We start from the raw sequence: 11,906 nt of genomic DNA, 5'->3' as shown, positions 1-11,906 counted from the left end.
ATCAGATCATCATTTCGCTAAATTTATGCTATTGTGCAACATCGGTGTCATAAAAAGCATTACTTTGGATCAATAAAAATTGCGTCAAATGAATAGCCGTATTAATTTTAACGGTGCTTCGATAAGACAGTATTCTACCACATTCTTGTTGTTAGGTAGCATGTCCTCGTATGTCTATGCACGTCCTGTGCAAGAGACCTATGCCGTGCATTCATTTGATCAGGCCCTAGAGCAAACAATGGTCGCTGAATTTGCTCTAGCTTATGACGATATTCCAAACGCTTTGCATAATTACACAGTGCTCGCAATTAAAAGCAACTCTACATCAATTAAGCAGAGAGCTTTAGACGTTGCACTTGAATATAATGATTTACAAGCTGCGTTAAATATTGCTACTCATTGGGTAGCTCAAGAGCCTAAAGATGTACCAGCTTTATTTTATTTGTCACACATTGCTTTAAAAACGCACGAATATCAGCTTGCTGCTGAGACATTAGATAAAATTTTAAAGATAGATCCCACTGCCGATTTAGAACAAATTTTAGCTAGCATTGCTCCAGAAAATGCGCAAGATCGAGAAGTACTATTAACAGCTTTACGTTCTAGCGCAGAAAAAGACAATCCTTCTATTTTGGCACTCATCGCCAATTTAGAAGCTCAAAATGGCCAATTACAAACTGCGCTAACCAACATTAACAAAGCATTACGTCGACGTCCTAAAGTAACGAGTTTTATTTTAATGAAAGCAAACTTACTTATTGCTCTCAGCGATCAAGAAGGTGCGCTTAAATGGTATGCAAAGTCGAGTCGTAAGAATAAGAAAAATTTAGATATTCGATTAGCGGAAATCCGCTATCTCATACAAATTAACCAATCTCAGCTTGCGTTAGAAAAACTTGAAAAAATTATAGAAACTAACCCTAAAGCTGAAGAAGCCTTATTCATTGCAGGCTTAACGAGTATTGATTTAAAACAATATGACAAAGCAGAACAATATCTTGTTGACCTAAGAAACTCGGCTAAATACCAAAATGAAGCATATTACTACTTAGCCATTAATGCAGAGCGTAAACAGCATTATGAAACTGCAAAAGCTTACTATCGTTTAGTTGATGGCAGTTTATATGTGGTATCTAGACGAAACTTGATCGCAATATATGATAAACAAGAAAACTTACACGATGCTTTACGGTTCCTTACTCAAGAACGAGTAAATTATCCTCAACATGCAAGTTTCTTATATCAAGCCCAAGCTGAAATCTTAAAGAAAATGGGTAATAAAAAAGCTGCACTAAATCTATTAGATGAAGCAATTAAAAACCTACCCGACGACCCAGAACTGATTTATGCGGAAGTTTTATTACTTGATCCATATACGGATCGTGACAAGCTGGACAAAACATTAAAACAATTATTACAACTTGAGCCCAACAGCCCAACGTATCTAAATGCATATGCTTATACACTGGCACTGCAAAACCGTCGTTTAAAAGAAGCACGTCAGTATGCAGAGCAAGCTTTAGAATATGCGCCTGAACAGGCCTCAATTCTTGATACGCTAGGTTATATTGCATTTTTACAGAACGATTATGAAGCTGCGGCGGAAGCCTTAGGCAAAGCCTATGAACTTAGCCATAATATAAATATTGGCGTTCGTTATGCTAAAGCTTTGTATATGCAAGGGTCACTCACGCAATTTAGCGCAGTGTTACAACAACTGAAACAAAAACATGCCAATGATCCACAATTACAACAGCTTGATGCGTTAATTTTACCTACATCTGCAAAAAAGAGTTAAATATATGAGCAAATTTGCCCAACTGTGCACAGCGATTTGTGGATCAAGTGCATTATTTCTAACCGGTTGTCAGCATTTTACTCAACCCAAGCCAGCGGTTACCCAACAAGTTCAAGATGAAAAGCACTTTAATTTGCAAGGTAAGATTGGAGTTCGTACACCACAACAAACCGGTAGTGCTTTTTTTACTTGGCTTCAACAGCAAGATAATTTTGATATCGAGTTAAGCGGCATTTTAGGCGTTGGAAAAACCCAAATTCAGGGTAAACCAGGCGAAGTAACTTTAAACAGTTCTAAAACAGGACTTATTAGCGCTGCCTCTCCAGAAGAACTTTTAGAACGTGCAACGGGTTGGCAAGCCCCTATTACACACTTAACGAGCTGGATTTTAGCAAAACCAGCAACGCTAAATGCTCAAATTACGAAAGACGCTGCAAATCGAGTGAGCCAACTCATTGAAGATGGCTGGACGGTTAATTTCAGTTACGATGGTGAACAAACTTTGCCAAACAAACTGGTTTTAAAGCAAGCTCTTGCTGAAGATAAAGAAAACCGTATTACAATGGTCATCCAAAACCGCTAAGTCTAATTATATAAATCTATGATTCGAGTTCCTTCCCCTGCTAAGCTCAACCTGTTTTTACATATTACAGGCCGACGCGAAAATGGTTACCATGAGCTACAAACCATTTTCCAACTTATTGATTTATATGACTGGATGACATTTACCCTGACTTCAAATGAAGAAATCAAAATTGATGGGTTAAGTGAAATTCGTCCTGAAGAAAATTTGATTTATCGGGCAGCGCAAATACTAAAGCCACATGCAAAAAAGTTTTGTGGTGTACACATCAAAATTGAAAAAAATATTCCAATGGGCGCAGGTCTAGGCGGTGGTTCTTCCAATGCCGCCACCACGCTTATTGTGTTAAATCAATTATGGGAATGTGGTCTGGAGCAAGAACAACTTGCGGACTACGGTGTTAAGCTCGGTGCCGATGTTCCTATTTTTATTTATGGTAAAAACGCATGGGCCGAAGGCATCGGTGAACATTTATCATTCATAGACTTAGATCAAAAACAGTTCATTATTTTAAAACCTGATTGTTTTATCAGCACTCAATTGCTTTTTTCACAAAAAACATTGACAAGAGACTCTAAGACCACTAAATTTTGCGCCTATCAGTTAGAGCCTTCTAATTTTGGAAATAACTTTGAGCCACTGGCTCGACAGTTATACCCTAAAGTAGAAGAAGCAATGCAATATTTAGATCAGTTTGGTCAAGCAAAGCTTACAGGTACAGGTGCTTGTGTTTTTACTGAAGTAACAAATGAAATGAATATTGACGAAATTCTTAACCATTCACCATGTAAATCTTACTTGGTAAATAGTTTAAAAGAATCTCCTCTTAATCATTTTAAAGTTACACGTTAGGGGCGTCGCCAAGTGGTAAGGCACCGGGTTTTGATCTCGGCATCCGTTGGTTCGAATCCAGCCGCCCCTGCCAACCTCACCTGTAATAATGATGATTATATTAGGGGCGTCGCCAAGTGGTAAGGCACCGGGTTTTGATCTCGGCATCCGTTGGTTCGAATCCAGCCGCCCCTGCCATCATATATATCATCGAATTTAGGGGCGTCGCCAAGTGGTAAGGCACCGGGTTTTGATCTCGGCATCCGTTGGTTCGAATCCAGCCGCCCCTGCCATTCTCTTATTTTAAAGACAGACTTAATTGCTATGCTTTTTGTTGATTAATCTTGACATTGCATTGCAAAAATATTAAAGTTCTGCCGCATTAGGGGCGTCGCCAAGTGGTAAGGCACCGGGTTTTGATCTCGGCATCCGTTGGTTCGAATCCAGCCGCCCCTGCCATCTATTTCATTACATACCAACCGCCAAGGGTGCTTCATGCCCAATCTTGTCGTTTTTAGTGGAAATGCTCATCCACAGTTCGCTCAAAAAGTCGTAAGTCACTTACATATCCCTCTAGGTGCTGCATCAGTCGGTCACTTTTCTGATGGAGAAATTTCAGTAGAAATTACTGAAAATGTTCGTGGTAAAGACGTATTTATCGTTCAGCCTACTTGTGCCCCTACCAATGATAACCTTATGGAAATCTTGGTTATGGCAGATGCTTTGCGTCGTGCAAGTGCTGGTCGTATTACCGCTGTTATCCCTTATTTTGGTTATGCTCGCCAAGACCGTCGTCCACGTTCTGCACGTGTGCCGATTACAGCTAAAGTTGTTGCAGACATGCTTACCACTGTTGGTATTGACCGTGTCGTGATGATCGACTTACATGCTGACCAAATTCAAGGTTTCTTCGATATTCCAGTCGATAACATCTACGGTACTCCTGCTTTGCTTGCTGACTTACGTCAACAACAACATGACAACCTTATGGTGGTTTCTCCTGACGTTGGTGGTGTAGTACGTGCTCGTGCTGTTGCCAAACAGATGGGTGACATCGATTTAGCAATTATTGATAAACGTCGTCAAAAAGCCAATGAGTCGCAAGTTATGCACTTAATTGGTGACGTAAAAGATCGTGATTGCGTTATCGTAGACGATATGGTTGATACTGCTGGTACATTGTGTAAAGCAGCTGATGCGCTTAAGCAATTTGGTGCACGTCGTGTAGTTGCATACGCAACTCACCCTGTACTATCAGGTAAGGCTATTGAAAACTTACGTAATTCAGTTATTGATGAACTGGTTGTGACTGATACCATTCCTCTTTCTGAAGAAGCATTGACCTTAGGCAAGATCCGTCAGGTTTCTGTTGCTAGCATGGTTGCTGAAACGATTCGTCGTATTAATAACGAAGAGTCTATCAGTGCAATGTTCGATAGTTTATAATATTGCAGCTTTTTATAAACCCTAGCCTTGGCTGGGGTTTTCTATCACTAAACTGGTCGCAAGTTTAGTCTTTTAAACTTTAATGAGGATTTACTCATGGCAAACTTCGTATTAAACGCTCAAGCGCGTGCTGAAGACAAACAAGGGAAAGGTGCGAGCCGCCGCCTTCGTCGCGAAGCTTTAATTCCAGCTATCATTTATGGTGGCAACGCTGAGCCTGTAACTGTTACTTTAGAACTTCGTGAGCTTGTAAAAGCTTTAGAAAGCAATGCTTTCTTTGAAGAAGTTGTAGAAATCAAAGTGGGCGACAAAGTTGAAAACGTTAAAATCCAAGCGTTACAACGTCACCCATCTAAAAACACTCCTATGCACGCTGACTTCAAACGCGCATAAGTGTTTAAAGGCGTAGATTAGTGTCAAATATTTCGCTAATTGTTGGTTTGGGCAATCCTGGTTCAGAATATGCCCAAACCCGCCATAATGCAGGTTTTTGGTTCATTGAACAGCTTGCTGACAAATATGGCATTACATTAAAAAATGATCCGAAATTTCACGGAATCAGTGGACGTGGTAATATAGAAGGACACGATGTCCGTCTACTTCTACCCATTACATTTATGAACCGTTCTGGACAAAGTGTAGTTCCATTTGCAAAATTTTATCAAATTGCTCCCGAAGCAATTTTGATTGCTCATGATGAACTTGATATGAGCCCAGGTGTAATTCGTCTTAAAACAGGCGGTGGACACGGTGGTCATAACGGTTTACGTGACATTGTCCCTCATATTGGTCCAAATTTTCACCGTTTACGTATTGGTATCGGACATCCTGGCTCGAAAGAGAAAGTTTCAGGTCACGTACTTGGAAAAGCGCCAAGTAGTGAACAAAGTCTGATGGATGCTGCAATTGATCATGCCCTTTCTAAAGTGAAGCTACTTGTTCAAGGACAAGTTCCACAGGCCATGAATCAAATTAATGCATATAAACCCACTTAAATTGTTGAACAATCATGCTTGCTATCTTGCTTTTTTAGGAGCAAAATGCGCATCAGCCACTTTGCCAACCGCAAAAGCTAAAGATTTCACCATAAGATCTACCTCTTAGGTCTACTCAGGAGACGCTAGCCATGCTATCTCGTTTATTAAAATGCAAAATTCACCGTGCAGTTGTAACCCATGCTGAACTTCACTATGAAGGTTCTTGTGCAATTGATGGCGTATTGATGGACTTAGCTGGTATTCGTGAATATGAAGAAATTCATGTTTGGAATGTAACCAATGGCAAACGCTTCACAACTTATGCGATTCGTGGTGAAGATAACTCTGGAATTATTTCAGTAAACGGCGGTGCTGCACATCAAGCAGACGTTGGCGATTTAGTAATTATTGCTACATTTGGTGATTTTACTGAAGCTGAAGCAAATATTCATAAACCACGTTTGGTATATGCTAATCCAAATAATACAGTCAACCACACAGCGAATTGCATTCCTGTTCAAGTTGCCTAATTTATTTTAAGAATAAAAAGCCCGCATTGACGGGCTTTTATTATTTTATAAATCCTTAATAGTTCCTTCCCACCAGTTCTTTTGTTTTTCACAATTTAATGGTTGAAGCTGCTCTCCTCGTAATTCGAACAATATCACCTCTCCTTCAGGATTTACCTTAAATTCAGCATATTTGGCTTTTTCATAACATTGAGCCAAGCCTTCTGCAAACAAGAAACTGCGAGAGGCAGGATATAAAGCCTGCAAACGATTTTCAGGATTTTTTAAAATTAACCTCTGCCCAGCAAATGAATTATTAATATCTAAAATGGTACGAACTACGCGATTTTGTGAATCCAAAATAACTTTTGCGGGAACGGAAGAGCGATTAAAAATCACCTGTTCCAGAGCCTCACCTTCACTTCCTGCAAGAGCTTTAAGAGATTGTAAATGTAATTCATAAGCCAGTGCCATATAGTCACCTTGTAAAATTGAACGAGGGTCAACTGGCTTAAGCTCAATAAAAATACTTTTACTATGGTGCAAATGCCATTCATTTTTCGCCACTAAACCTGCAAAAAATAATATGGTGGCTAATGCAAGAATAAGAGAAAAATACTTTTTCATTCTTTCTCTCCTTTAACAAGATCATTTTTATTTTCACGTTGAAGTAACCAAGACAGAGCCAATAAAACAATACCCGAAATAAAAATAGATGCACTCTTAGCTAGAAAAGTTATTTGTAGGTTGTAATAGAGCTGCCAGAACACAAAAACGAATACAGTTAAGCTCACTCCATACACAATATAATCTTTCTTTTTTAATGCCCACGTTAAAATAATAAGCAGGATGAAAATTTCAAAATATCCCAACACAATAAGTAACACACCAAATATTAAAAAGGCGAAAAAAGTGAGTGCCTTAAGTTGTCGATATAAATGAAGAACACTAAAGCAAAGTAACCAGACAACAGGTAGCAAATATAAAACCCATAACTGCTGATCTATCGAATTTTCTGGTACCAACCCCATAAAAGTATTGAAAAAAGAAGCTACAAGAATTACGACCAGCACGCATAAAAAAATACTACGCTCGTATAGGGCTATTGATTCTCTCTTAGGTAAGAGCACCAAACTAAAAACCAAGTAACTGAGCAAAGTTAAATTTAAATAAGTCTGAGTAGAATGTATTGACCACAATGAATGGTCCAGTTGTAGCAAATAGATAAAAGCTATGCCATACGTAGCAAGCATTTGAATTAAAATGAAGAACCAATGAGGTTTAAGAAAATAACTAATACATAGAATAAAAATCTGTGCAATTAAAACCCATAGAATTTGATCTGTTTCTGAACCAAGATGAAATAAGAAAGCGGTCTGCCCACTGATAAATAAACAATAGGCAAATTGCCGAAAGAAATAGCTTTGTGATTTCTTTAAAAGAATAAACGCCGATCCAACAAAAACAATTCCAATAACTAAAGAAATAGCTTCCCAAAACACCAGCGTAAAAGCTGCAAGTGCCAAGCCAGCAAGCCAAGCACCAATTGCCAATGGAATGATATAAAAGCGGCTTTGACGAAAAATTTTTATTAAAAGATAGCTAATCAGCGCAAACCAAATAAAAATAATGCCTGCAGTCAATAAAAATATGAACTCATTAGAGTCTTTAAATAGGTTATTAATCCCATCTACAAGCCATATGGTTGCGGTCACGCCCAGAACAGCAGCCATTAAACTGGCACATAACTGATCATCTTTTTTGAAGAAATAATAAAAAGCGATTATTCCTGAAAAGAAAGCAGAAATTAGATAAGCAATATTCTCATTCGATAAATATTGAATCATTCCAATAATCGAAATAACGGCGAACCAAGCGATAAAGACAAATCGTAAAGCACGATATTTCTTTATACACACCCAAAATTCAATAAGGCTTAATAAATTCAGAGCAAATAGATATACATAAGGAAATTTTTCTGACCAGAAAGTCTGTTTAAAAAATAAAAAAAGTGTAAGTTGGCTGGTAATACAAATTAAAGCAAAGATTCCAATATTTGGTCGATATAACCACGGCAGTATAAGCAATGTCCAAATTAAAAAAAGCAAATAACTGTCCGCACCTGTTTGATAAACCTGTCCAATAACGGCCAAGCTTAAGCCTATCATCAAACCACAAACGCTATGTAAGGTCTGCCTAACCCCATCACTTAAAGTATCTTTTGTGCTGAACCATGCTGACACAAGTAATATAACGGGCGGGATAGCGAGTTGAATACTGTTTGGAAGCATAAACCAGTTGGCAGCAATTAAATAAAGGATACTTACTGCCATAAATACATAACTGAAAATATGGAGATGCTGAATAAATGAGCTATTGGTTAGAGGATAATAGTCTCTTATCTGCATGAAACACCTATTTTATTTATAATTTTCTATAAAAAACATAGCATTCCATTTTCATATGAACAAGTAAGCTCTTGTTAAAAAGCCTATTTCGATTTATGAAAATGCTTATTCATAAAGAAACTTAGCATTCTATAAAAGCATCTAGCCAATTCTATCAAGCGCGCTATAATAAAACCCATCGCTTCAGGGCGGGGTGCAATTCCCCACCGGTGGTAAAGTTAATTTTTATAAATAGATTAACAAGCCCACGAGCTTAAATTGTGTAATTTGAGCAGATTTGGTGAAACTCCAAAGCCGACGGTATAGTCCGGATGAAAGAAGACGACGAACTGGGATAAATCCGTTTTATTTCAGTGCCAGCCTGTTTTTACATCAGTCCTGAAATGTTCAACCGTATTTTTACGAGAGCGTTTCATTATGTCTAGCTTAATTCAACCAGAACTTTTTTTCTCAGCTCTCTCTCCTGCTGAGCAACGCATTCAGCAAGCATTAGAAGATATCCGTCAAGGCAAGCCTGTCTTGGTTATGGACGACTTTGATCGCGAAAATGAAGCAGATTTAATTGTTGCAGCCGAAACTTTAACGGTAGAAACAATGGCACGCATGATTCGTGATGGCTCGGGTATCGTATGTTTATGCCTTACAGAAGAGCTAGCAGACCATCTAGAACTACCACCAATGGTTTCTCAAAACTCGAGCCAGTTTCATACCGCTTTTACAGTGACTATTGAGGCAGCTCAAGGCGTTACCACTGGTGTTTCTGCTAAGGACCGTGTAACAACCATTCAAACTGCTATTAAAGATGGTGCTGTTGCAAGTGACTTAAATCGTCCGGGTCACGTTTTCCCATTACGTGCACGTAATGGTGGAGTCCTTACTCGTCGAGGTCATACCGAGGGAACAATTGATCTAGCAAGATTAGCTGGTTTAAAACCTGCTGGTGTGTTATGTGAATTAACCAATCCAGATGGCACGATGGCATCAGGCATTCAAGTTTTAGCATATGCTCAAACTCATCACTTAACGGTGATTACGATTGAAGAACTTGTTCAATACCGCCAACAACACAGCATTTAAACAAAAAAGGTTTGGCTTTAGATCAAAGCCAAACCTTCAAATTAAAATTTAATAAATAATATTTAAGAAACTTTCTTTTGTGCTGCCAGTTCTTCAACGTAGTCCAAAAGCTCAGAAAATTGCTTAATCATTGCTTTTGGCTGTGCTTGAGCAAGTTCCTCTGCTGTTCCGTAACCATAAGTCACCGCTACCGCCTCAATACCGTTATGACGAGCACCCAAAACGTCATATTGACGGTCACCGACCATCAAGCATTCTTCTGGGTTTAATTGCTCATGCTCAAGAATATAATGGATAAGATCAGCTTTATTTGTGCGCTCACCCGTTAACTCACTCCCATAGATATGTACAAAGTATTGACTTAATTCAAAATGGTCCAAGATACGTTTTGCATAAATCGTTGGTTTAGCAGTTGCGACAAATAAACGATATCCTTCTTTTTTTAAAGCGCTAAGCGTTTTGGCAACAGATGGATACACTTCATTTTCGAACAGGCCAACCACCGAAAAACGCTCGCGATAAGCAAGTAAAGCTTGTTCAGCTAAAGCATCATCTTGAGTAGCTAATAATTTTGCGAGTGATGGCTTTAATGGTGGGCCAATTGTCCAATCAATATCTAAATCAGCAGCCAATGGATAGCCTAATTTCTCCATTGCATAGCGAATTGAAGTATGGATTCCAACTTTTGGGTCTGTTAAGGTTCCATCCAAATCAATCAAAATATGTTTTATAGCCATTCAATCACTAACCCAGTAAAGTATTTAATTCAATTGGTCGAGAGTTTAATCAAACTCTCTTATACTAACGTAAATTTAAATTGAAAAGGAAATAACCGTGCGTCCAACCGTACTTTGTTTCTCGGGTTTAGACCCTTCAGGTGGTGCAGGTTTACAAGCCGATATCGAAGCAATTGGACAAAGTGGTGCCCATGCAGCAATTGCATGTACTGCCCTCACAATTCAAAACTCACAACAAGTATTTGGCTTCGAAGCAACCTCAAAAGAACTCTTATTAGCACAAGCAAATGCAGTTGTAGGTGACTTACCCATTAAATGTGTTAAGTCAGGCATGCTTGGCACGACAGATAATATTGCGGCACTAGCTGAATTTTTACGTGCTCATCCTGACTATCAATATGTACTTGATCCTGTTTTAGTCGCAAACAGTGGCGGCTCTTTAGGTGATCAGGCAACTCTCGTTAAAGCGTTCGTTGAACTTATTCCTCTAGCCACAATTATTACTCCAAATACCGTTGAATTACGTGCTCTAACAGGTATTACTGATTTAGATCAAGCCACTCAAAAGCTTTTTGAAATGGGTGCTAAAGCTGTTCTAGTGAAAGGTGGACATGAAGATACACCAGATCATATTAAAAATAGTTTATACATAAATGGTGAACTAGCAGCGAGTAGTAGCTGTCCTCGCCTTGAAGGTGAATATCACGGCTCAGGTTGTTCTTTAGCTAGCTTTATCGCTGGCCGTTTAGCTTTAGGTGATTCTTTAAAAATTGCAGTACAGCATGCTGAAACATGGTTATTCGGTGTTTTAAAAAATGCAGACACCCCTGTACCAAACGGACAAAAGATTCCAAAGCGTTTTTAAAAGCACAAAAAAGGCGCTTAAAGCGCCTTTTTTATTAATCTTAATTATTGAGGAATACGTAAAACTTGCCCCGGGAAAATCTCATCAGGATCTTTTAACATTGGTTTATTTGCTTCAAAGATTTTTGGATATTGATTTGCATCACCGTAAACTTCTTTCGCAATTTTTGAAAGGTTATCACCAGATTTCACTGTATAAAATTTACTTTCTGGTTCAGGAGTTGCCACTGTCATCTGGTCATCTACTTGAGCCACATGATCAATGTTTCCAACAATAAGAATAATTTTCTCTTTATCTGCTTGGCTTTTTACCTGCCCTTTAATAATTGCAGTATCAGTAGTACCGTTATAGGTTACAGATAAGCCTTCTACCCCTAAGCCCAAACTTTTAATTAAACCTAATAATTTATTTGCAACTTCTTGTGCAGAAGGTTCTGCTGGTGTTGCTGGAGCTGGTTGTGGTTCTGCTGGTGCGGTATTTTTTTTGCCAATACCTTTTACAAAATCAAAAAGACCCATCTTTTAGTCCTCATATTATTGTTTATAGTAAAGTCATTAAACTGACCTTTATTGTTATACTTCAAAAAAGTTATACCTCTGCTATCAATTGAGGTTGATCTTGTAAAAATATGTATCTCTTAAATTTTTTCTAAAATAAAAAAAGCCACCTTACGGT

General features: G+C 38.4%; 13 protein-coding genes, 4 tRNA genes and 1 riboswitch. Of the genes, 13 read left to right on the top strand and 4 right to left on the bottom strand.

Features of this window, described 5'->3' with window-relative positions; genetic code table 11:
* Positions 1–88: 88 nt before the first annotated feature.
* From WBW42_RS12490 to panD, 11 genes are all read left to right on the top strand, one after another.
* Complete coding sequence (locus WBW42_RS12490) at positions 89–1,798, top strand: tetratricopeptide repeat protein (protein ID WP_005070953.1); 1,710 nt, start codon at positions 89–91, stop codon at positions 1,796–1,798.
* A gap of 4 nt (positions 1,799–1,802) precedes the next feature.
* The gene (lolB, locus tag WBW42_RS12485) at positions 1,803–2,381 is read left to right on the top strand and encodes a lipoprotein insertase outer membrane protein LolB (RefSeq protein ID WP_032056900.1); all 579 of its coding nucleotides are present in this window, start codon (positions 1,803–1,805) and stop codon (positions 2,379–2,381) included.
* 18 nt (positions 2,382–2,399) lie between these two features.
* On the top strand, positions 2,400–3,233 hold the full coding sequence (ispE, locus tag WBW42_RS12480) for a 4-(cytidine 5'-diphospho)-2-C-methyl-D-erythritol kinase (RefSeq protein ID WP_032056901.1): 834 nt from the start codon (positions 2,400–2,402) through the stop codon (positions 3,231–3,233).
* A tRNA-Gln gene (locus tag WBW42_RS12475) sits at positions 3,232–3,306 on the top strand. The genes ispE and WBW42_RS12475 overlap by 2 nt, the downstream gene beginning before the upstream one ends.
* Before the next feature lie 29 nt (positions 3,307–3,335).
* Positions 3,336–3,410: transfer RNA gene (locus WBW42_RS12470), tRNA-Gln, on the top strand.
* Positions 3,411–3,430: 20 nt separating this feature from the next.
* Positions 3,431–3,505, top strand: a tRNA-Gln gene (locus WBW42_RS12465).
* Positions 3,506–3,596: 91 nt separating this feature from the next.
* Positions 3,597–3,671, top strand: a tRNA-Gln gene (locus tag WBW42_RS12460).
* A gap of 36 nt (positions 3,672–3,707) precedes the next feature.
* Positions 3,708–4,658 carry a ribose-phosphate pyrophosphokinase gene (locus WBW42_RS12455; protein ID WP_002120445.1) on the top strand — a complete coding sequence of 317 codons (951 nt, stop codon included), beginning with the start codon at positions 3,708–3,710 and terminating at the stop codon, positions 4,656–4,658.
* A gap of 96 nt (positions 4,659–4,754) precedes the next feature.
* Positions 4,755–5,051 (top strand): 50S ribosomal protein L25, encoded by a 297-nt coding sequence (rplY, locus tag WBW42_RS12450; protein WP_002120443.1) that lies wholly within the window; start codon positions 4,755–4,757, stop codon positions 5,049–5,051.
* A gap of 20 nt (positions 5,052–5,071) precedes the next feature.
* On the top strand, positions 5,072–5,653 hold the full coding sequence (pth, locus tag WBW42_RS12445; protein WP_284106244.1) for an aminoacyl-tRNA hydrolase: 582 nt from the start codon (positions 5,072–5,074) through the stop codon (positions 5,651–5,653).
* 131 nt (positions 5,654–5,784) lie between these two features.
* The gene (gene panD / locus WBW42_RS12440) at positions 5,785–6,165 is read left to right on the top strand and encodes an aspartate 1-decarboxylase (RefSeq protein ID WP_002120296.1); all 381 of its coding nucleotides are present in this window, start codon (positions 5,785–5,787) and stop codon (positions 6,163–6,165) included.
* A 45-nt stretch (positions 6,166–6,210) separates the two neighbouring features.
* Here panD and WBW42_RS12435 read toward each other — a convergent pair whose 3' ends face one another.
* Together WBW42_RS12435 and WBW42_RS12430 are read right to left on the bottom strand one after the other, a co-directional pair.
* A complete protein-coding gene (locus tag WBW42_RS12435; protein ID WP_032056902.1) occupies positions 6,211–6,771 on the bottom strand; it encodes a GDYXXLXY domain-containing protein in 561 nt (186 codons plus the stop codon).
* Positions 6,768–8,552 carry a DUF2157 domain-containing protein gene (locus WBW42_RS12430; protein ID WP_032056903.1) on the bottom strand — a complete coding sequence of 595 codons (1,785 nt, stop codon included), beginning with the start codon at positions 8,550–8,552 and terminating at the stop codon, positions 6,768–6,770. The genes WBW42_RS12435 and WBW42_RS12430 overlap by 4 nt, the downstream gene beginning before the upstream one ends.
* Before the next feature lie 176 nt (positions 8,553–8,728).
* A riboswitch (FMN riboswitch) is annotated at positions 8,729–8,879 on the top strand.
* 90 nt (positions 8,880–8,969) lie between these two features.
* Between WBW42_RS12430 and ribB the strand changes: the two genes are divergently transcribed.
* Entirely contained in the window at positions 8,970–9,629 is a 660-nt protein-coding gene (ribB, locus tag WBW42_RS12425) for a 3,4-dihydroxy-2-butanone-4-phosphate synthase (protein ID WP_017481316.1), read from the top strand.
* Between the two features lie 62 nt (positions 9,630–9,691).
* Here ribB and WBW42_RS12420 read toward each other — a convergent pair whose 3' ends face one another.
* On the bottom strand, positions 9,692–10,366 hold the full coding sequence (locus WBW42_RS12420) for an HAD-IA family hydrolase (protein WP_002120346.1): 675 nt from the start codon (positions 10,364–10,366) through the stop codon (positions 9,692–9,694).
* A 97-nt stretch (positions 10,367–10,463) separates the two neighbouring features.
* Between WBW42_RS12420 and WBW42_RS12415 the strand changes: the two genes are divergently transcribed.
* A complete protein-coding gene (locus WBW42_RS12415; RefSeq protein ID WP_005075247.1) occupies positions 10,464–11,231 on the top strand; it encodes a hydroxymethylpyrimidine/phosphomethylpyrimidine kinase in 768 nt (255 codons plus the stop codon).
* A 44-nt stretch (positions 11,232–11,275) separates the two neighbouring features.
* Here the strand turns inward: WBW42_RS12415 and lysM are convergent, their stop codons facing one another.
* Complete coding sequence (lysM, locus tag WBW42_RS12410; protein WP_002120434.1) at positions 11,276–11,749, bottom strand: peptidoglycan-binding protein LysM; 474 nt, start codon at positions 11,747–11,749, stop codon at positions 11,276–11,278.
* Between the last annotated feature and the right edge of the window lie 157 nt (positions 11,750–11,906).

This window comes from Acinetobacter sp. LT1, from assembly GCF_059800965.1.
Note: the sequence above shows the minus strand (reverse complement) of the source record. Positions and strands in the feature narration are given on the sequence as shown.

Excerpts from the sequence above, each read along its gene's own strand:
- WBW42_RS12490 (WP_005070953.1), top strand. The coding sequence starts at position 89 with ATGAATAGCCGTATTAATTTTAACGGTGCTTCGATAAGACAGTATTCT.
- lolB (WP_032056900.1), top strand. The coding sequence starts at position 1,803 with ATGAGCAAATTTGCCCAACTGTGCACAGCGATTTGTGGATCAAGTGCA.
- ispE (WP_032056901.1), top strand. The coding sequence starts at position 2,400 with ATGATTCGAGTTCCTTCCCCTGCTAAGCTCAACCTGTTTTTACATATT.
- WBW42_RS12455 (WP_002120445.1), top strand. The coding sequence starts at position 3,708 with ATGCCCAATCTTGTCGTTTTTAGTGGAAATGCTCATCCACAGTTCGCT.
- rplY (WP_002120443.1), top strand. The coding sequence starts at position 4,755 with ATGGCAAACTTCGTATTAAACGCTCAAGCGCGTGCTGAAGACAAACAA.
- panD (WP_002120296.1), top strand. The coding sequence starts at position 5,785 with ATGCTATCTCGTTTATTAAAATGCAAAATTCACCGTGCAGTTGTAACC.
- WBW42_RS12435 (WP_032056902.1), bottom strand. The coding sequence starts at position 6,771 with ATGAAAAAGTATTTTTCTCTTATTCTTGCATTAGCCACCATATTATTT.
- WBW42_RS12430 (WP_032056903.1), bottom strand. The coding sequence starts at position 8,552 with ATGCAGATAAGAGACTATTATCCTCTAACCAATAGCTCATTTATTCAG.
- ribB (WP_017481316.1), top strand. The coding sequence starts at position 8,970 with ATGTCTAGCTTAATTCAACCAGAACTTTTTTTCTCAGCTCTCTCTCCT.
- WBW42_RS12420 (WP_002120346.1), bottom strand. The coding sequence starts at position 10,366 with ATGGCTATAAAACATATTTTGATTGATTTGGATGGAACCTTAACAGAC.
- lysM (WP_002120434.1), bottom strand. The coding sequence starts at position 11,749 with ATGGGTCTTTTTGATTTTGTAAAAGGTATTGGCAAAAAAAATACCGCA.